This window comes from Lacticaseibacillus styriensis, assembly GCF_030770295.1.
Classification (GTDB): domain Bacteria; phylum Bacillota; class Bacilli; order Lactobacillales; family Lactobacillaceae; genus Lacticaseibacillus; species Lacticaseibacillus casei.
The window spans coordinates 2565730-2585997 of record NZ_CP132483.1; the positions used below are offsets into that span (position 1 = coordinate 2565730).

Sequence of the window (20268 nt, forward strand, 5' to 3'; positions counted from 1 at the left end):
GTAACACATTAATGTGTTTACTTCGTCTTGCGGTGACGAACGATGAACTTCTCGGACTTAGCCTTGTGATCCCGGGTCTTCTTACCCAAGGTCTTCTTGCCCCATGGTGATAATGGTGACGGACGGCCGATTGGCGCTTTACCTTCACCACCACCATGCGGGTGATCGTTAGGGTTCATAACAGAACCACGAACCGTCGGACGGAAGCCTAACCAGCGCTTACGGCCAGCTTTACCAATGCTGATCAATTCGTGTTGTTCATTACCGACAGCACCGATTGTGGCACGGTTTTCACCCAGAACCAAGCGAACTTCGCCGGAAGCCAGCTTGATGGTGACGTACTTGTCGTTGTCTTTACCCAGTAACTGAGCTGAAACACCGGCTGAACGTGCTAACTGAGCACCTTTACCTGGCTTTAATTCGATGTTATGAATCGTGGTACCTGCTGGGATATTCTTCAACTGGAGCGTATTGCCGACTTTGATATCAACATTTTCGCCAGAGTAAACTTTATCGCCAACCTTGAGACCTTTTGGTGCCAAGATGTAGGACTTGACCCCGTCTTCATAATGCAGTAAAGCAATGTTTGCGGTCCGGTTTGGATCGTATTCAATGGCTTTAACCGTTGCGGCCATGCCATCTTTATTCCGCTTGAAGTCAATCACACGGTAGAATTGCTTGTGGCCGCCGCCACGATGACGAACCGTGATATGGCCGTGGGCATTGCGTCCTGCCGTATGGCTTTGGCTGACCAGCAAAGTCTTTTCAGGCTTTGTTTTGGTGATTTCAGCAAAGTCGGAACCGGACATGTTGCGCCGGCCGTTGCTTGTTGGTTTGTATTTTCTAATCGCCACGTGTTTTACCTCCTATAACGAATTTTTGTTACTTGTTATCGTTATCTTCATCAGCGAAGATCTTGATTTCTTTAGAATCGGCGCTCAAGGCAACTAAGGCCTTACGACGACGACGCGTCATACCTTCGTAACGGCCCTGACGCTTCTTCTTACCGCGAACGTTGGCAATGTTGACATTAACCACTTTCACGCCGAAGATTTCTTCAACAGCCTTGCGAACCTGCTGCTTCGTCGCATGCAGTGCAACTTCGAATGTGTATTTACGGTTATCCATTTCAGCCATCGATTGCTCGGTGACGATCGGACGTAAAATGATATCGCGTGCTTCCATTATGCAAGCACCTCCTCAATCTTTTGGAGCGCAGATTGGGTTAAGATCAATTTCTTGTAATCAACAGCATCCAAGACGTTGATACCCTCTGCAGGAACAACTTTCACATTCGGCAGGTTGCGTGCCGCTTTGGCAGCAACTTCATTGCCGTCTTCGAGCACAACCAATGCCTTTTCATTAACCTTGAGGCCATCTAAAACATTTTGGAATGCCTTAGTCTTTGGTGCTTCAAAGTTCAAGCCATCAACAACGACAAGGTCGCTATCAAGAAGCTTTTGTGAAAGTACGGATTTGATCGCCAAACGACGAACCTTCTTAGGCAGCTTGTAAGCATAGCTGCGTGGGGTCGGTCCGAAGACGATCCCACCGCCACGCCATTGCGGGCTGCGGATTGAACCTTGGCGGGCACGACCGGTACCCTTTTGGCGCCAAGGCTTGCGACCGCCACCGGAAACAGCGGAACGGTTCTTAACGGCGTGAGTACCTTGACGAAGGGAAGCTCGTTGCATCACGACTGCGTCAAACACGACGTTTTCATTTGGTTCGACTGCCCAGATGGCATCGTTGAGTTCAACTGTGCCGTTTTCTGAGCCATCTTGCTTATATAAAGTAACGTTAGCCATTAGTTATTGTCCTCCCTTCGTATTATTTAGCTGCTTTAACAGCAGAACGGATTGTAACAAAGGACTTGTTTGCCCCTGGAACGTTGCCCTTGATCAACAGAACATTGTGATCTGTGTCAGCAGCAACGACTTGCAGGTTTTGCATGGTGCGGGTACGGTTACCCATCCGGCCAGGCAATTTCTTACCCTTGAAGACCTTGTTGATGATGGCCCCAAGAGAACCTGGACGACGATGGTAACGAGAACCGTGAGCCATAGGACCGCGGGACTGACCATCTTTCTTGATGTTACCTTGATAACCGTGACCTTTGGAAGTACCGGTGACATCCACAATGTCGCCTGCTGCGAATTCGTCAGCTTTAACTTCGCTGCCGACTTCATAATCACTAAGCGCTACATCGCGGATTTCGCGAACGAAGCGCTTAGGGGTCGTGTCAGCCTTTTTGGCGTGACCGACGCTTGGCTTATTCGTCAAGACTTCACGCATATCGCCGTAGCCCAGTTGAACTGCTTCATAGCCGTCAGATTCAACGGTCTTGACTTGCATTACAACGTTGGGCGTTACGTCGATGACGGTAACGGGAACAAGTTCGCCGTTCTCGGTGAAGACCTGCGTCATGCCAACTTTTTTGCCTAAGATTCCTTTACGTGCCATGGGTACACCTCCTATTTTCTATAGATTATAATTTGATTTCGATATCGACGCCGCTTGGCAAGTCGAGCTTCATCAAAGCATCAACCGTCTTCGGTGTTGGGTTCACAATATCGATCAGACGTTTATGTGTCCGCATTTCGAATTGTTCACGTGAATCCTTGTACTTATGCGGGGAACGCAGCACCGTATAGATTGTGCGTTCTGTTGGCAGTGGGATCGGACCTGAAATTGTTGCGCCAGTGCGCTTTGCAGTGTCCACGATCTTGTCTGCGGATTGATCGAGAATCCGGTGTTCGTAAGCCTTGAGCCGGATCCGAATCTTTTGTTTTGCCATTGTGTGACCTCCTTCGTCTATTATCAGTTAGTAGACTAGCTCCGTGAAAATTACCAACTCGCCACCGTGGCAAAGCGGCCGGGCGTGTCGCAACCTCTCACATCCACGCTACTCTGGTTCACCTTTGGAACCAAGTGCACAGTTATCCCCTTCGAGAAACAGCACTCTTGATAGTATACAAAAACATTCGTGCCATTACAAGCATTTCTTGAGCTTTGCAGAAAAAACATGCGCCCTGCAATCCGTTTCTTCCATAATATACTTCAATCATTTCATCGGTAAGCTCTTTTGGCTCCGCCAGCGCGTAACACATTGATCTAAGCAAACTTGTTTTCTCAAGAAGCCGTCTGTGCTACATTCAACTAAAGTACGTTCATTTTCGCAACGGATTGGAGACCACTTATGAAATTTGACCACTATAAAAAAATTGTCAATGCAGCCTTAGACGTTCTGCTCGGCATGCTTGCCATTGTTGTCGTTGTCTTCATGCTCCGTTACATCATCGATATCGGCAGCATGATCCTCCGGCCACTCTCAGCCGACCTATTTGGCAAGGTCATTCAGGAAGTCACCAGCTTCTTCATGCTGTTTGAGTTCGTGATCATGCTCATTCGTTACATTGAGGAAGGCCATCACATTCCCATCCGCTACCTTATCCTGATCTCGATGACGGCCATTCTGCGTCAGCTGCTTGTCCTCCACGACCGCGGCACGGAAACTTTATTGCTGACGCTCGCCATTCTCGTGTTAGCGGGGGTTCTTACCGTCTTCTCGTATGTCAGTGGTGATTTTAAGCACTCGCGCGATGAAAAAGATGTGGATATTGACCAGCATTTTTAGAGCTTAGTGTCTCTGCTGGCCGTTAATTTTGATCTATCTGCTGAAGAAGCTTCTGAAAGTCTCGCTCTATTTAAAAAAGCACGACAGACACATCAACTGATCTTAGTTGACGGTCTGTCGTGCTTTCTTTTGTTGTTTACTTTTTGGCAGTACAACACATGATTCTTTTTCCTTCGCTGGGAACCTTATCTCCTTGACAAGTTTCCCAACAGCTTATTTTGCATTACGTTGAACGCAAAGTCATCTTTACAGTGGCATAATCCCCAAGATCACTTCATCGTGGATGATTCGAATCCAAAAATCCGTTATGTTTACCCGACTCATTAAACTAGCCAACCAAGATGATGTTTCAATGCTACTGGCAATCCCCACGATCGTCATTAACAAGACTGTCAATCCTTGCGATATGGTGTATCGCTATACTGCGTGGCGATACTTACGAACACCAACAAAGCGCAGAACCGCAATGATCAAATGATCAGTGCGTCGACTTCAGGCAAAATGTTCTTAGGCGCATCCAAGCCTATTGAATTAAAAGCGGCTGAACTATTAGTGCCAAATGCTACAAAACTCAAATCGTTAGAAGATACCAAACTTGCGGAACTTGGTGCACCTAACGCCATTAAGCTGACAAACGCCCTTGATGTTGGCTTCAATCAATTGATTTCACTTAATCTTTAAACGGCTCGATAAAGGTTCGATCGAAGTCACCATCGTCAGACATCTTAATCACATTATTTTTGCTTACATAAACGCTTTGCTGACTAGAATACTGCCAGAAAAAGCGTGCTTCGAGCGCTTGCAAAAGTGCGTTACTATCCGAACCGAGTTCCTTGATGGATGCTGGTAGTTGTCCATCCCACTGTGCAGCTAAAAAAGTCTGCAAAGCGGGTTCCCACCATTGTTTGTAACTGCGAAAAACAAAGCTTGGTGCCGGAATATGATCAGCGCTATTATGTTGCTCCTCCTCGATGTAAACTCGAATTCGCTCAAGGAGACTTCCAAGAATAAACTGACTTGACGGCATCAATGCAACCTTGGCACCGTTTGGAAGACCACTAAAGGTTTCCTTTTGCCCATTTGTTTTTTCATATGCTTGAATGCTATTCGTTTGGTAATCAACGGTGCTTGCAGTTTTCAGAAATTTAACAAAATCTGTGGCCTGTCTAGTTCGATATGGAAGGAGATCCACAAATTGAACCGGATACCGTAACAACAGTTCTTTGGCGCGATCCAAAGACATCTCGGTTTTTCCATTCCTATCAGCATCAAATAAATGTCGAATGATATAAGCCGCGTGTTGTGCATACCAGTGTTGTTTATCAGACTTCCTATTGGTTTGTAAAATCTCGCTCAGTGATTCTCCAGGCCGAGTATTTCCAAATAGCTGTTGATAAATAATATTCTCAGAAGGTTCATGGTCAATCCACGTAGCGTCTTCCGCTTCAGCAAAAGCTGAAAAGGCCACTCGTGTTTGAGCCGATCTTAATATCGCCTCTTGACCCGCCGCAAGTGCCGGATTCAAGTTACAGAAATAAATTTGCGCTTTTTGCAGATCTTGTTCAAATATCCCTGCTGGGACAACGTAGTTAATTGACTCGTTGTCTAAACTAATCGGAAAAGGATCTAAAAATTTTTGATCTTGGTTAAAAATCCAACTGAATTCCGGAAAATCTTCATGTCCATGTTTCAGTTTCTTGTAACGCTCGATTTTTGCTGCCAGATCAGGCCGCGTCACCGTCTTTCCCGTCCGATCCACTTCTGTATATGGATTCATTTTCTTTAACCATGTTTTCCAAAGTTTCAAGCTTTTTTCTTCCATGGAACCTGCCTCCAACTTTTAAGATGTACAGTAAGTGTAATCCCCGCAATAGGCATCATTTGCCGCCCGAAAAAAACAAGCTACTTTTTGGTTAATTAAGCGAGCTTACTAGCATCGAAAAAGTGGCACTTTATACAAAAAAGCCGTTTATGTCACCAGACACCTCAATTTAGGTGTTGGTGACATAAACGGCTTTTTAACTTAATACAATTAACTGGCGATTAAATCTTCCCAACCAGCGCTGCGCCAGGCTTCAATGTCTTCTCGCCTGGTTGCCAGTTTGCTGGGCATACTTGGTCGCCATGGGCTGCAACAAATTGGGCTGCTTGTAAGGTACGGAGAATTTCATTCGCATTGCGGCCGATGCCGAAGTTGTTGACGGAATAGGTTTGGATGACGCCATCCGGATCAACGATGAAGGTGCCACGGAAGGCCTGGCCGCTTGCGGCATCGCGTACGTCAAGCGCACTGGCTAAGGTGCCGGCCGGATCGGCGACCATCGGATACGCAACCTTCTTGATGGTCGGGCTTGCTTCTGCCCAAGCCATATGCACAAATTCGGTGTCTTCGGAAACTGAATAGACTTCAGCGCCGACTGACTTGAACTGATCATAATGATCTTGCAAATCGCCTAATTCGGTTGGGCAAACAAAGGAAAAGTCAGCCGGATAGAAGCAGATCACCGCCCACTTACCGCGCATGTCTTGATCGGTCACCGTATGAAAATCCCCATTTTGATAGGCGGTCAAACTGAACGCCGGTAATTTTTGTCCAATAAAGCTCATAATATTGCCTCCAATGTTAGAATGATTATCATCTACATATTAAGGATAGCCGTTTGCTCGGCTTTTGACAAGGGCGTTTTTGGGCGATGGCGGTTTAAATGGCATAAAAATACCGCAACCAGTTTGGATGCTTTCACTGGTTGCGGATGGCTACATGTCATCGGATAAGTTGTAATGTGACAGGTCGGAGATCCCGTAGCGTTCTTTGAGTGACGTGGCAAAAACCCAGACCACATAGTCGCGTAGATATTTTGGCGCTAGTATTTTGACCAGCCCGCCTTGGCCTAACAGCCACATGCGAATGCCGAAGCCGTCGTTGACTGCAATTTCAATGTGGTAAACCCGTCGTGCATAAGGATTGGCATTATCTGGATCTACGCGAATCGGCTTGGGGTCGACCTTAGCTTGCGGGAAGCGATCGGTCACATAAGCTGGGTCATAAGCATATTCGATTTCCAGGTTGATGGGTCTGCCGAGATACGGATACCAGGTGTGCACTTGCAGCCCGCCCACCTTGGAACCGGTCATCGTGATTGTGGGTCGGATGATGGCCATAGAACTTCAGGTTGCTGATGGCATCCAAGCGAAACTTGGCAAACTTACCGTGATCGGAATTTTCAAATTGTTCGTCGCTGCCATCGACAATCAGATAGAAGAACAGGTCGCCGAAGAAGAGTCCTGTCGGCAGTTTATGGTCAAAATGATGCTGCTCGCCATGATACGTGAAGTCGAAACTGATCAGTTCATGATTGACAATCGCCTGGCTGAGTCGTTCCAACCGGTCACTCAACAGCATCTTCGGGACACCGCGATATTCAAAGATCGGATTCCGCATCACCGCATCGCTGCCTTTATGATCGGCACCGGTCGGCATGAGCTGTCGCAACAACGTTTTCATCTCATCTGTTGCCAAGCCGCGGCTAGCCGTTAAAATCAAGCCGACCGCCATTAACTGGCCGTCCGTTAACTTGGTCCCTTGAGCACGCAAGCCCGACTGCAGACGATAGTGGCCGGCTGGCATTTTGGCAAAGGCATCGGGTTCGTCCAGCTCCCGGTCAAACAGCCGTCTGATCGCGTCAATATCCCGGCGAATGGCTGATTCGTCTTTTCCAAATTCTGCCATCAAATCTTGCTTGGTCAACACATCCCCGCGCAACAAGCGTAACAAAATCGTGACAATCCGTTCCTGACTCGACACCCAACCTGCCTCCAATACAAAGGTTATTATATAACGTCGAGTATACTATACTGCCGAACAGAGCGGGAGGTGATTTTTGCAGTTGATCATCCGAAACTGGCGGCATCCCTGTCATCGCAGGTCATGAACGCTTGTGATGGTAACCTAATCATCTTCAAGTCGCTTAAAAAGATCTTTCAGCGGGCTCTGATTTTCCGCTGTTTTCGCATCGGCGACATTCTGTTCATGCAATTTCAAGATGGCGATTCGCTCCTGCAAAGCCTTTTTGACATACGTCGCGACCAGTCGTGCGAATGGGTCCATATCGTGCTTGCTGCGGCTTATCTCTAATGCATCCATGTACGCCGATCGCGCCTTTGGATCCGGCTGAATATTAATCACCGGATAGCCGTGTCGCGTCAAGGCCATGTTCATCAGCAGACGCGCTGTTCTACCATTACCATCCAAGAACGGGTGAATCGCAACAAATTTGGCATGAAGTTGGGCAGCATACAAAACCGGATGCAACTCTTTTTCAGCTTGCTTCATCCATTGAATCAACGTCGCCATCGCCGGTTTGATTTCGAACGGCTCCAGGTACGGCCGGTCTTTTGCTCCACTCGGCCAAACGAGCAGCGTCCGGAACTGACCGGCCTCACTACGCTGTCTGACTGTTTGCAGGGTCACAATGCGGTTAATGTCGCGAATATCCCGTTCACTAATCAGTTCATTGCCAATGGCCAGCTTCTCAACAAAATCATACGCTTCACTGAGATCGAGCGTTTCCAGAATATCTTTCACCGGTGCGCCATGGATTGTCAGACCAGCATCCAGAATCGACTCGGTTTCCGCCTGACTCAGACTGTTGCCTTCGATCGCGTTTGACGACCAGACATGGTCAACTTTGATCTGCTGCCGCAACATTTTAGCCTGGGTGGCATCTAACGGGCGATATTGCTGCATTTCATTGTGCAATTTTGTCAGTTCGCTCAAAATTTCATCGAGATCCATACTAACACCTCTTCAGTGGCTTTTCTCAGTGGGACACTATTGTCTGAAAAAACGTCCTGGCACCGCTCACTTTTATCATATCAGTCCGCCAACAAAAAAACACGGTAGACATGTCAACCTGTTCAGTTGACTGTCTGCCGTGCTCTTAATCAATGCTAACGCTGGGTATTCAAGGACTATTCCTTGGTTACGACTTTAAAAATACTCTTGCATGCAAGAGCACTTTAAGCAAAAAATTCAAGAATTATTCCTTGGTTGCGACACCGCCGCCATTTTTCTTGATGATTTCTGCTTGGATACTCTTTGGTACTGGTTCGTAGTGGTCGAAGGTCATGGTAAAGGTACCACGGCCCTGGGTTGCACTACGCAAGGTGGTTGCATAACCGAACATTTCGGCAAGCGGCACCATGGCATTAACCAACTGCGCATTCCCACGAGCTTCCATACCTTCAACGCGACCGCGACGTGCCGTGATTTGGCCCATCACATCGCCAAGGTATTCTTCAGGTGCGACAACTTCAACGTGCATGATTGGTTCAAGAATAACCGCACCGGCACTCTTTGAAGCATTCTTCAGCGCCATGGAAGCAGCCACTTTAAAGGCAGCTTCGGAAGAATCGACTTCGTGGTAAGAACCATCGTAAAGCTTGGCTTTAACGTCAATTAATGGATAACCGGCAAGAACACCATTGGCCATGGCTTCTTTCAGACCTTGCTCAACGGCTGGGATATATTCACGCGGAACAACCCCACCGACGATCGCATTTTCGAATTCAAAGCCTTTGCCTTCGTCGTTTGGTGTGAATTGGATCCAAACATCACCATACTGACCTTTACCACCAGACTGACGAACGAACTTACCTTGAGCAGATGCTTCCTTCGTGAAGGTTTCACGATAAGCAACTTGTGGTTCGCCGACTTTGGCAGCCACTTTGAATTCACGCTTCAAACGATCAACCATGATATCCAAATGCAGTTCGCCCATGCCGGCAATCAAAGTTTCACCGGTTTCAGGGTTGGTTTCAGCCTTGAAGGTCGGATCTTCTTCGGAAAGCTTCTGCAAGCCAACATCCAGCTTGTCTTGGTCTTCCTTGGAATCAGGTTCGATGGAAACCTGGATAACCGGATCCGGAACATCCAAGGATTCAAGAATCAACGGATGATCGACATCGGTTAAGGAATCCCCGGTTGTGGTATTCTTCAAGCCGATCGCCGCAGCAATATCACCGGAGAATACTTCAGGAATTTCTTCACGGTGATTACTGTGCATCTGCAACAGACGGCCGACACGTTCACGGTTGTCCTTGGTTGCGTTCAGGACATACGAACCGGCTTCCAGTGTCCCACTGTATACCCGAATGTAGGTCAGACGGCCAACGAACGGATCAGTCGCAACTTTAAAGGCCAAGGCAGCAAACGGCTTGTCGTCGCCTGCCGTCAACTCAACAGCATCCCCGGATTCAGGATCGGTTGCGTGATACGGCCGAACATCCAGCGGTGATGGCAAGTAGTCGATAACGGCATCCAGTAACATCTGAACACCCTTGTTCTTGAAAGCAGAACCGGCAAGAACCGGGTAGAATTCCAAGTTGATGGTAGCCTTACGGATCGCTGCCTTTAATTCAGCATTGGAAATTTCTTCGCCTTCAAGGTACTTGTCCATGATGCCATCATCAACATCAGCAACGGCTTCAATCAGTTCGTTGTGAGCCTTTTGGGCTGCTTCCTTGTAGTCATCAGGAATGTCAACGGTATCCCACTTGGTACCGAGTTCGTCTTCGTCATACAAATCGGCTTTCATGTCGATCAGGTCAATGACCCCTTCGAACTTATCTTCAGCACCGATTGGTAATTGAACAGCGTGGGCGTTTGCTTGCAGACGGTCATGCAAAGTCTGCAGGGAATAGTTAAAGTCCGCACCGATCTTATCCATCTTGTTAACGAAAACCAACCGCGGAACGCCGTAAGTTGTCGCTTGACGCCAAACGTTTTCAGTCTGCGGCTCAACACCGGATTGGGCATCCAAAACGGTGATCGCACCATCTAACACACGCAGCGAACGTTCAACTTCAATGGTGAAGTCAACGTGCCCTGGGGTATCGATGATGTTGACCCGGTGATCCTTCCAGAAAGCCGTAGTAGCAGCACTGGTGATGGTGATCCCACGTTCCTGTTCCTGTGGCATCCAGTCCATCTGTGAAGCTCCTTCATGAGTTTCACCGATTTTATGAATTTTACCGGTATAATACAAAATCCGTTCAGTCGTGGTCGTTTTACCGGCATCGATGTGAGCCATGATCCCGATATTACGGGTACGGTCTAACGGAAATTCACGTTTGTTGGCCATGTGGCGTATTGCTCCTCTCTTGTTTCAACTGGCTTTATACAAAGAATGGCTACTATATACCAAGCCGCGGATATAATAGCCAAATCATCTTACCAACGATAATGTGCAAATGCCCGGTTGGCGTCTGCCATCTTGTGGGTATCTTCACGCTTCTTCACTGCGGCGCCGGTGTTGTTAGCGGCGTCCATGATTTCCTTAGCCAACCGTTCGTCCATCGTATGTTCACCGCGTTGACGGGAATACTGAACGATCCAGCGAAGACCAAGTGTGGTCCGACGATCCGGACGAACTTCGATCGGCACCTGGTAGTTAGAACCACCGATACGGCGAGCCTTAACTTCCAAGACCGGCATAACGTTCTTCATTGCTTCTTCAAAAACGTCTAACGGTTCGTTCCCGGTTTGTTTCTTAATCATATCAAATGCATCATATAAAATTGTTGATGCCTTACCGCGCTTGCCGTCAATCATCAAGTGGTTGATCAAGCGAGTCACCAGTTTTGAATTGTAAACTGGATCAGGTAATACATCGCGTTTTGCAACACTGCCTTTACGTGGCATGTATTTTGGCCTCCTCTTTAAACGCGCTCTCGGAAAACCCAAACTTCCCGATCACGCTCTCCTTATAACCGCACAAAGCGGCACTAGAAAATTTTTATCATGATCATCTGCGGTTTAAACCGCGATCAATGTTTTACTTCTTCTTAGGGCGCTTTGCACCATACTTGGAGCGACCTTGCATCCGGCCATCAACACCGGCAGTATCAAGCGCACCACGAACAATGTGATAACGAACCCCTGGCAAGTCCTTAACACGGCCGCCACGGATCAAAACAACACTATGTTCCTGCAGGTTGTGACCAATCCCCGGAATATAAGCTGTCACTTCGATCAAGTTGGACAGACGAACACGGGCATATTTCCGCAAAGCAGAGTTAGGTTTCTTAGGTGTCATCGTGCCGACACGTGTAGCAACCCCACGTTTTTGCGGTGCTGGATTACTGGTAAGGCTCTTCTTCTTGCTGTTGTAACCGAAGTTCAACGCAGGAGAGTCTGACTTGGTTGTTTTGGATTTACGACCTTGGCGAACTAATTGATTAATAGTAGGCATTAAGCTTCTCCTTCCTTATTTTGCATCATTTTTAAGTCCACACATCCAGGCGGTTCATTTTTTCTGATAAAAAAATGGCCAACCGAACGGCGACGGCTCTTAACCCAGTCAGCACGTCCGGATAACCCGAATAAACTGGAAAAAAGCACCTTTGATAGTGTACTATCCTGTACGCATCAGTGTCAAGCGTAACCTGAACTAGATCAGGTTAACTAACAACTCCTAATCATAACAAAATTGTTCTACAAAGCAAGCACCTTGACTCAGAGCAAGAGCGTGAATTGGCGCGGTTAGAAGTTGGCGTGCAAGTGGCCTTGGGCGTGATGGCCCGGGCTTAGGCCATCGCGCCCAAGGTCCTTACACGTGCGCCAGTAAGCGCGTTTCAGCACAAAAATAGCCCCACAAGGCAAGCCCTCATCAGAGCTTACTTCGCGGAACTATTTTTCAATCTAATACTAACTGACTAGCACCTCACCCATTACGACTGCTTACGCCGCCGCAGGATGACCGTGCTGCCGGCAATGATAAGAATCAAAACGCCTGCAAGGATCAACGTTATGGCGTCCCGATCGCCAAAGCTGCCAAAGAGTAGTCGTCGTGACGGTTGTTCATGCCGAACATTGTTGCTGTGAGCACTTGGGCTGCTTGGGATACTTGGCGTGCTTGGCGTGCCACTCGGGTTAGTCGCACCACCGTTGTTTCCGCCATTGCCGCCTGTATCCGGCAACGTTTTGTGCGGTTGATCGGCGATGGTCATTCGGACGGCATCACCGCTCTTGATTTCAACAGCGACCGGCTTTGCATAATCCGAATTAATCGTATAACCACTCGGCGCTTTGATTTCAGTGAGCCAATAACGACCCAACTTCAAATTGTCAAAGGTTGCTAAGCCTTTCGCGTCAGTCGTGATTTCTTTGCTGTAGCCTTGATCGTTGGTCAACCGGAAGACTGCGCCGGCCAATACTTTCTGCTGATCGGCCGCGTCCACCTTCTGGATGATAAGCGAATTAATCTGATAATTGGCAACCTGAACGGTAATCGGTTGCTGCTTATTTTGGGTAGCTAAGGCACTGGCTGTCTGGGTCAGACTGGTTTGTTCAACCTTGAAGCGGATCTTATCGGTGGTCAATGCATACTTCGGCAAGGTCTTCGTCTCTTCAAAGTAATAATCACCGATTGGCAAGTTAAATGGCAAATCAATCTGCCCATTCTTGTCGGTTACCAGATCTTTGGCCAGGATATTCCCGCTGCTACCGTATAAGTTGAAGGTAATGCCGGCTAGTCGATTACCAAAATCGCCATCGGTCTTTTGCAACTGAACAGTACGCTTGAATTCAGGCTCAATGATCGGATCCAGGTCGATCTTTTGGTCGCCCTTCACATTCACATCAATCCCCTTAGCCAAGTTGTCCGGAATGACATACCCGCGTGGCGCTTGGGTTTCAACCAGTTGATACTTGCCTTCGTAAAGATCGTGATCGTTGAAGGTCACAATGCCGTTCTGGTTGGTAATCGTTGCCTTCCATGACCGGCTGTGATCAACCGTACCGTCATCGCGATAACGATAAAGCGCAAACTGAGCGCCAATCATCGTCATTTTGGCTGGGAAGCGGTCATCATGCGTGGTGGCTGCTTTCTTGGTAATAACGACTTGGCCGGCCTTCTTCTGGTTGGTGGCCGTTAACTTAAGCTGGGCCTGATTGGCTGTCAACATGAAATCGACACTGCCAGCTTCCAGGCTCTGCTGCCACGACTGTTTAGCGGTACCGTTTGTGTCACGGGCTTGATCAGTCGCATCGCCTTCGTAGTGCTTAGGTGCTTCGGTTTCAACCAGACGGTATGCGTTATCCGGCTTCAAGCCTTCAATCGCATACTCTCCGGCTTTAAGCGGCGTATCAAAACTACTTGCGGCACCAAAAGTCAACTGCCCGTCCGCATCTGTCTTCATGTCGGCTTTCAGCGTCTTGCCGGTAACTTCATCGACAAGTTTGTACGTTGCGCCTGGCAACAGATACTTCTTAAGCGTGGCGGCATCGTCAGTCTTCTTAACCCGGTTGTCGTACTTGGTTAAGGTGACTTGATATGGATCATCAGCGATTTCCTTGTTGACCGTGATCGCACTAGGCGTGGCCGCGGATGCTAACGTAATCGGATAGATCGTGGTATCAAGTCGGTAGCCTGCTGGTGCTTTTACTTCAGTCAGTGAATAGTGACCCAACAGCAAATCGCCAAATGAGGCAACGCCATTTTCATCCGTGGTGACATCGCGACTGTAGCCAGTGCTGTTCGTGAGCCGGAAGACGGCGCCTGGTAATGCATGTTTGGCATAAGTGCGGTCAACCTTCTTCACGTTCAAGGTTTTGACTTGATAGTTCGTAACGTTCACGGTTACGGGCTTCTGCTTGTTATCGCTGGCTAATGCGGCTGCGGTCTGCGTTTGATCCGTTTGCTTAATGGTAAACGCATGCTTATCGGTATTCAGCCGATAAGGCGGCAGCGTCTTGGTTTCCTTGAAATAATATTGTCCGGCTGGCAGGTCAAATGGTAAAGCAACCTCGCCATCCTTATTGGTGACCAGATCCTTGGCAAGTTCGGTACCGTCTTCTTGATAGAGCGCATAGGTAATCCCGGCAATCGGATTGCCAAAGTTGCCATCACTCTTTTTCAAAACGACTGTGCGTCGGAAAACCGGTTCTTCAATCGTTGGATACGTCAATGTTTGATCGCCGGTGATGTTGACGTCGACGCCTTTAGCCAAGTCATTAGGAATGACATAGCCTTCAGGTGCTTTCGTCTCGATCAGCTGATACTTGCCTTCATATAAGTCATTATCGGAAAACGAAACGGTTCCGTCCTTGTTCGTGACGGTTGCTTCCCATGATTTGTCATAGTCAAGCTTGCCGTCATCGCCATACCGATAAAGCTTAAAGGTCGCACCGGTCATTGGCTGGCGATCCGGAAAATGATCGTCCTTGATGGTTTCTGCCTGCTTCTTGATGGCCAATTGACCGGGCTTCTTCTGGTTGTAAGCCGTAACTTGCGCGTTTGGCGTTTTTTCATCAATGGTGGTATTGACACTGCCAGCGTTGAGGCTATCAATCCAGAGTTGCTTGTCAGGCCCGCTTGTCACAGTTGTCTGATCATGCGCGTCCCCACGGTAATGGGTCGGGGCTTCGCGTTCAACCAACCGGTAGTGACCGGGTTTTAGCCCTTCAAGGACGTATTGCCCGGCTTTCAGATCAGGCTTGAACTTGTCATCGGTATAACTACCAGCAAAACTGGTTGCCGTACCAACCGTGATTTGGCCGTCATCATTAGTCTTCAGACCTGACAGTAATGTCTGCTGGTTATCAGTGTCGATGAGGTCATAGGTTGCACCCGACAAGCGATATTGTTTGCTGTCGGCTGCCGACTGACCTTTTGCGCGATTGTCATACTTTGAAAGGGTAATTTGATAAGGCTCATTTTCAACTGCTTCATTCTGAATCGCCGTGCCGGTATCAGAAGTCGCTTTCAGTCGAATTTTCTGTGGCGCCAACGGCTTGTAGCCAGCAGGCGTGTTGAGTTCTGTCAAGGTATAATCCACGCCGATTGGCAAGCCTTGGAAAGTTGCGGTTGCCTTGTGCGTTTGATCATCGAGTTTGGTAGTTGCTTCAAAAGTATGGGTACCGTCACTCAACCGGAACTTGATACCCGGAATCGGTGCGCCGCTGACTTTATCTTTTTTCTCAACCACTAAGTTGGCCAGCTGCGTGATGGTCTCCCCACTTATGCCAGAGTCCCAAGATGGCAAATAGCCCTGCGTTGAGGCTGTTCGGCCGCTTTCAGGAACACCATCGCTAGGTTGATTGGTAGTCTCCTCGCCACTCCACGAAACTTTGCTGGTGTTGTAAACACTGCCGGCATTTTTGCTACTGGTAGCGTAGTACACGTTGACGTGATAATTATTTAGCGGACTGCCATCCGTTTGTGTCAGATTACCAAAAGTCCGGTGGAACGTGACGGTGAATTTGTCGCCGTTCAAGGCAAGATCGTAATCCTTGCCTTGTTTCAACGTGACTTCATTGGCTGATCCAACCTGCAAGGTAACCTTGAAACTAGTGGCATTGATTTCCGCACCAGTACCAGATGGATCAAGCGTATCTTCAATAACCGGATTCACCATCGGCCGGTACTTGTCTTGGATATTCTCCAGTTGAACATGCCAGTTTAGGACATTTTTCAGCTTTGAGTCCCGACTAACCGTTTTGTTAATTGGCGTCCAATAGCTCTGCGCCGACTTGGAAGCGGACGGCGTAAACTTCGGAATATCTGTGGTTGCCTGGTTCTTGTCCGTCACGGTCGCTGTATTGGTGAAGTTAGGGTCGTTATAGCTCCACTGATTGGCCCGCTTCGTTTCAAAAACAACCCAGACCCGGCCGTTACCGATATTAGGAAAATCAAAATCTAACTGTTGCGCTAAATCTTTATTGTCCGTCAACCAAGTATTCGGTGTATTTGTCGGCAACAGATTTTGCTGCGCTGCGTCATCCGCCTTCAGTGCGGTTGTTGACCAGCCACTGGTGCCGTAATAAGGGTTGGTCTTAATTTCTTTGACGTCACCCGATGTGGTCGGATCGCCAGTGTTTGCAGGATCGATACCATCTGACCCGGTTACTTCATAAAACTTAATCGAGTCAGGAATCAGCTCATAATTGACCCCGTCAAATCTCGGCAAAATATCCGTCAAATGCAAATGCCCATATTTGACGCCCAAGCGGTTCACCAAAACGCCCCAATACTGGGTATCCGGTGTATCACTCCACGAATTCTTCAAGGCACCACTAAAAGCACCCTCTTCAGGAGTCGGCGTATTGCTGCTGGAACCACTGGCAGTATCATGGCTGCCCGGTGGTAAATCAAAGAAGAAGAAGGCCCGGTTGTTTAAAGCCTTTTTCAATGCATCTGGGTCATTGGCAACTTGGCCCAGTTTTAACATGTCCAGTTTGGTGTGCGTGTAGATCACAATCTGGGAATCGGTATCTGCATACTTGCCTTTAAGCGTCACGACAAACCCGCGAATGCCTTTGGTCTGGCCATCGGCATCAATCGGATTTTCCTTGTCTTTAGCATTGTACTGCTTAACTGCCGTCTGAACATCGGTATCGCTTGTGCTCATCGCATAATCGGTGCCAGACTTCAGCAACGTACGCTTGCCATCAGGATCTTGCGCATAAACCAAGATCCCGTCATTGCTGCCATCCTGATCATCTGTCGACGCATTTTCGCCATTGATCGTGTTGATATCGGCAGCGGTTGGATCGTCGCCAAGTTTATCAACGCCATCAGGGAACAAATCAAAAATCTTGCCGTTACGCATCTCGCGGAACGTTTGATTAGCATTGATCCGCCACATCATTTGAGCATTGTAGGTATCAATGTTCCCGGCTGTCTTGTCGATGCTATTCGGTAAACTTACCTGATAAGTCGCATTGGCATAATGGTCCTTCTGATCATTGACAATGTTGGTTAGCTTAGTCCCATTAGCTGGCGTCGTTTTCAGCTTGGTTTGGTATTGCACTTGGAATGACGCATTGTCCGGCAGCTTTGCACCGCCGAGATACGTCAACGTGAAAGTGCCATTGCCTTTATCCGTCAGCTTGAAGTATTTGGCGATGTTGTCTTCAGAAACTGTTGGCGAGGCATTTTGGTCAAAAGTAACCTGGAAGACTTTCAGCGAACTGGTATCGAGTGACTGATTAGCATCCTGCTCGATTTTTGGCTGATTGTGATCGTCGGTCCCTCCGACTTGCTTACCAAAATGGTCGGTTAACATCGCACCGGCCTTCATGGTGTCCATACTATAGTTCCAATTAATCTTCCACTTTAACGCGCGAAAGTTATTCGTAATGTCCCCGGCCTTGGTGATCGCGACCCCGGAGTTACGCATGGTCACGCTGCTGTAATCATAGCCATCATAGCCCTTAGTGCCAGTTAAATAGCGATAGCCTTCAACCAAAGCGCTACCGACTTTACCGGTATCGTCTAAAGAGCGATCAATGCTGGCCGTGTAATCGACCTGATAGCCGGTTGATTTTTTGAGGCCGTCAGTCAAATAAATTTTGACCGTGCGTTTGTCATCCGATAAAACCGCATGGTAATCCCGACCAGCAACCAATGGCTTCAACGCTTCGGAAAAGTCGCCTAAGACATTGACCGGAGCAGAAGAAACTTTGATTTTTGCCAGATCGCTGTCGCTAAACGTCAGCGACTTCGGATAAGTCGTCCCGCTACCTTGCGCAGTGACGGTCAACTCCATGTCAGCATTCTTGAAACGCTTGGCCGGATCGCTATCCCACTTAGGCGGGTTCGTTTTATCACTTTCGGCCCCGTTCAAATTAAACTTGGCACTTCCGGAAATACCGGTTGGATTCAAGTTCTGTGGTGTGACTTTTGGCGCATTCACCACCACCGGCTTTGCGTTCGACCGAAACGTAATTGGAAACTTGGTATCATTGTCTTTTGTATGGAAAACCAACGTTTGATTCAATGAGTCATTGGCGGTCAGTGCTTTAAAACTTGCAGTAATATTGACTCGCCATGAGCCATTATCCGTGGCCTTCAAAAGCTTGATCGTCAACTTTCCGGTTGTTTGATCAAACTGATACTCTGCAACACCGCCGTCAAAGACACCGGTACTGCTTGGCGGAAAATCAATTTGATCTTTCGGCAGCTGCGTGGTAAACGAAGCGCCTGCCGGAAACGGCGTGCTGGTTTCCGGTAACGTGAACGTTAATTCCATTTTCACGGTACTCTGTTGATTAACTTCCGTCCCCAACGGCTGTCCGTTACCGTCTTTCAATACGACCTTCGTGAAAATGTTTGGCAATGTCGTGTCAGCCTTTGCAGCTGGCGTGGCACTTTTAGCCGGTTCCTGTGCACTGGCTGTCTGCGCTGCCGATGACGCCGCAGCACTACTGCTACTGCTGCTGCTTGTGATCGTTGCCGATGCACGACTCTTAAACAACAGTGTTTCATTGCCTGACGCCGTGACACTCACATTCTTGGTCTGCTCAATGGCTGTATAACCTGAAGCAGACTGCGTTTCGGTAGCCGTATAATTTCCGACGGGCAGATTCGGTACAGTTGTCTGGCCGTCTTTGCTAATGGCGCTGTTAGCCACAACCTGATGGGATTCATTACGAACCTCATACTTTGCGCCATTCAGCGACTTGCCTTGCTCATCCTGGTTCTTAATCGTCAGTGTACCAGTCTCTGCTTGTGTCGGATTCTCGGCGGCAAGGGTCAGCGCTGGCGAAAGCAACTGCACAATCATGCCAAGAATGACAGTAAAATAAACGCCAATCTTGAACAGCCTGTGCCTGGCTTTTTTGACACCCAACTCCTTCATGATGTTCCCACTCCTCCTTCTAAAAGACTTTCATGGCCACTCCCCCGCGAAACCATTAACTTGTGAATTATGAATACATTAACTAAAACTACACCCACTGTCATTGTATAACATTGCCATAAATATTGAAGCGGTTAACAAAAATCCTCATCAAATATACATTTAATTTTTTGAGTGTTTATAGATTTATTTTTTAAAACAAGGCACATAATCTCAAAAAGAAACAATATAATCCCTTAACTAAATATAAGTACGTCATTTTGCTTACTTATCATCACCGAAACGCCTTACTCACTTTCTAAAAGTTAGTGTCATTATTATTTTCTAGGTTCTTTTACTTTTTTAAGCGGAATCTACCCTATGAAGGAGGATTGTCGCTATGATTTCAGGACTCATGTTACTTAGTGTTGCGAAGTTCATCATGGACTTGACGGCAGATAACCGGTATTTCCACTGTTGCCTGGCTGTGCTTTTAGGGATGGTTGCCCAAACTTGGCTGACGATGGTGTTGAGTGTGGGTTTGTTGGTTTTTAGTGTGGTAGATTGGCGGGAGCGGGCGGTGTCTGCCGTTTGGTTTGGCAGCTGGTGTTTCCTGCTCCTTCTCCTGTTTCCTTGCGATTGGTTTAACGTATGTTTGCTCGCAGCTTTGGTTGGTGGGCTCGCGGTCGTCTCACACGGGCTAGGCAGTGCCGATGTGCTTCTCATTGCCGTATTCGGTGGCATCTTGCAACTTGAAATTGCACTCATCATCACGTGCATGGCGTGCTTCAGCGCTGTCATCCATTGGTTGGTAGCCCATCCGCCATCCCTACCGTTCATCAGTCATTTAGCGGTCGGTTATGGCTGTGTGCAGCTAGCAAGTGGTTGGCTGTTTTGAGATGATGATAAGTGCCGCAAAACGTGGCCATCCATAACGCGCGAGCCGGAGCAGGAGTCTGCGTGTAAGGGCCTTGGTCGCAATGGCCAAGACCGGGCCCATCACGCCCAAG

16 protein-coding genes and 1 pseudogene are annotated in these 20268 nt (G+C 48.1%); 3 read left to right on the forward strand and 14 right to left on the reverse strand.

The annotated features are described in order from the left end of the window. Nucleotides 1-17 precede the first annotated feature (17 nt). Genes rplB through rpsJ form a run of 5 tightly spaced genes read right to left on the reverse strand, consistent with a single transcriptional unit; the run spans nucleotide 18 to nucleotide 2797 of the window. Entirely contained in the window at nucleotides 18-854 is an 837-nt protein-coding gene (rplB, locus tag LACSTY_RS12120; protein WP_039639959.1) for a 50S ribosomal protein L2, read from the reverse strand. Between the two features lie 28 nt (nucleotides 855-882). Then, entirely contained in the window at nucleotides 883-1185 is a 303-nt protein-coding gene (rplW, locus tag LACSTY_RS12125) for a 50S ribosomal protein L23 (protein WP_010492629.1), read from the reverse strand. Next, nucleotides 1185-1808: a 50S ribosomal protein L4 gene (gene rplD, locus LACSTY_RS12130; protein ID WP_049170288.1), complete on the reverse strand. Its 624-nt coding sequence runs from the start codon at nucleotides 1806-1808 to the stop codon at nucleotides 1185-1187. Before rplD ends, rplW begins: the two co-directional genes overlap by 1 nt. 22 nt (nucleotides 1809-1830) lie before the next feature. Further along, nucleotides 1831-2463, reverse strand: coding sequence for a 50S ribosomal protein L3 (gene rplC / locus LACSTY_RS12135; RefSeq protein ID WP_010492633.1), 633 nt, complete (start codon nucleotides 2461-2463; stop codon nucleotides 1831-1833). A gap of 25 nt (nucleotides 2464-2488) precedes the next feature. After that, on the reverse strand, nucleotides 2489-2797 hold the full coding sequence (gene rpsJ, locus LACSTY_RS12140) for a 30S ribosomal protein S10 (protein ID WP_005686699.1): 309 nt from the start codon (nucleotides 2795-2797) through the stop codon (nucleotides 2489-2491). Between the two features lie 402 nt (nucleotides 2798-3199). Here rpsJ and psiE point away from each other — a divergent pair, with 402 nt between their 5' ends. Further along, a complete protein-coding gene (gene psiE / locus LACSTY_RS12145) occupies nucleotides 3200-3637 on the forward strand; it encodes a phosphate-starvation-inducible protein PsiE (RefSeq protein WP_087912825.1) in 438 nt (145 codons plus the stop codon). 246 nt (nucleotides 3638-3883) lie between these two features. Here psiE and LACSTY_RS12150 read toward each other — a convergent pair whose 3' ends face one another. After that, on the reverse strand, nucleotides 3884-4024 hold the full coding sequence (locus LACSTY_RS12150) for a hypothetical protein (RefSeq protein ID WP_161492250.1): 141 nt from the start codon (nucleotides 4022-4024) through the stop codon (nucleotides 3884-3886). A gap of 39 nt (nucleotides 4025-4063) precedes the next feature. Between LACSTY_RS12150 and LACSTY_RS12155 the strand changes: the two genes are divergently transcribed. After that, nucleotides 4064-4318 carry a hypothetical protein gene (locus tag LACSTY_RS12155; RefSeq protein WP_087912826.1) on the forward strand — a complete coding sequence of 85 codons (255 nt, stop codon included), beginning with the start codon at nucleotides 4064-4066 and terminating at the stop codon, nucleotides 4316-4318. Here the strand turns inward: LACSTY_RS12155 and LACSTY_RS12160 are convergent. From LACSTY_RS12160 to LACSTY_RS12195, 8 genes and pseudogenes are all read right to left on the reverse strand, one after another. Further along, nucleotides 4308-5459, reverse strand: a complete 1152-nt coding sequence (locus tag LACSTY_RS12160) for a hypothetical protein (RefSeq protein WP_087912827.1) — start codon at nucleotides 5457-5459, stop codon at nucleotides 4308-4310. The two genes, LACSTY_RS12155 and LACSTY_RS12160, sit on opposite strands and share 11 nt — an antisense overlap. A 221-nt stretch (nucleotides 5460-5680) precedes the next feature. Next, nucleotides 5681-6244: a redoxin domain-containing protein gene (locus LACSTY_RS12165; protein WP_010492650.1), complete on the reverse strand. Its 564-nt coding sequence runs from the start codon at nucleotides 6242-6244 to the stop codon at nucleotides 5681-5683. A 150-nt stretch (nucleotides 6245-6394) separates the two neighbouring features. Further along, nucleotides 6395-7442 (reverse strand): annotated as a pseudogene (locus tag LACSTY_RS12170) (helix-turn-helix transcriptional regulator). Between the two features lie 144 nt (nucleotides 7443-7586). Then, the gene (locus tag LACSTY_RS12175; protein WP_087912828.1) at nucleotides 7587-8432 is read right to left on the reverse strand and encodes a Fic family protein; all 846 of its coding nucleotides are present in this window, start codon (nucleotides 8430-8432) and stop codon (nucleotides 7587-7589) included. Between the two features lie 244 nt (nucleotides 8433-8676). Continuing rightward, nucleotides 8677-10779, reverse strand: a complete 2103-nt coding sequence (gene fusA / locus LACSTY_RS12180; RefSeq protein WP_010492653.1) for an elongation factor G — start codon at nucleotides 10777-10779, stop codon at nucleotides 8677-8679. An 89-nt stretch (nucleotides 10780-10868) separates the two neighbouring features. Beyond that, nucleotides 10869-11339, reverse strand: a complete 471-nt coding sequence (rpsG, locus tag LACSTY_RS12185) for a 30S ribosomal protein S7 (protein ID WP_003567577.1) — start codon at nucleotides 11337-11339, stop codon at nucleotides 10869-10871. A 133-nt stretch (nucleotides 11340-11472) separates the two neighbouring features. After that, nucleotides 11473-11889 carry a 30S ribosomal protein S12 gene (rpsL, locus tag LACSTY_RS12190; protein ID WP_010492654.1) on the reverse strand — a complete coding sequence of 139 codons (417 nt, stop codon included), beginning with the start codon at nucleotides 11887-11889 and terminating at the stop codon, nucleotides 11473-11475. Between the two features lie 478 nt (nucleotides 11890-12367). Continuing rightward, nucleotides 12368-19279 (reverse strand): SpaA isopeptide-forming pilin-related protein, encoded by a 6912-nt coding sequence (locus LACSTY_RS12195; RefSeq protein ID WP_087912829.1) that lies wholly within the window; start codon nucleotides 19277-19279, stop codon nucleotides 12368-12370. A gap of 379 nt (nucleotides 19280-19658) precedes the next feature. Between LACSTY_RS12195 and LACSTY_RS12200 the strand changes: the two genes are divergently transcribed. After that, nucleotides 19659-20156 carry a peptidase gene (locus tag LACSTY_RS12200; protein ID WP_087912830.1) on the forward strand — a complete coding sequence of 166 codons (498 nt, stop codon included), beginning with the start codon at nucleotides 19659-19661 and terminating at the stop codon, nucleotides 20154-20156. Nucleotides 20157-20268: the final 112 nt, after the last annotated feature.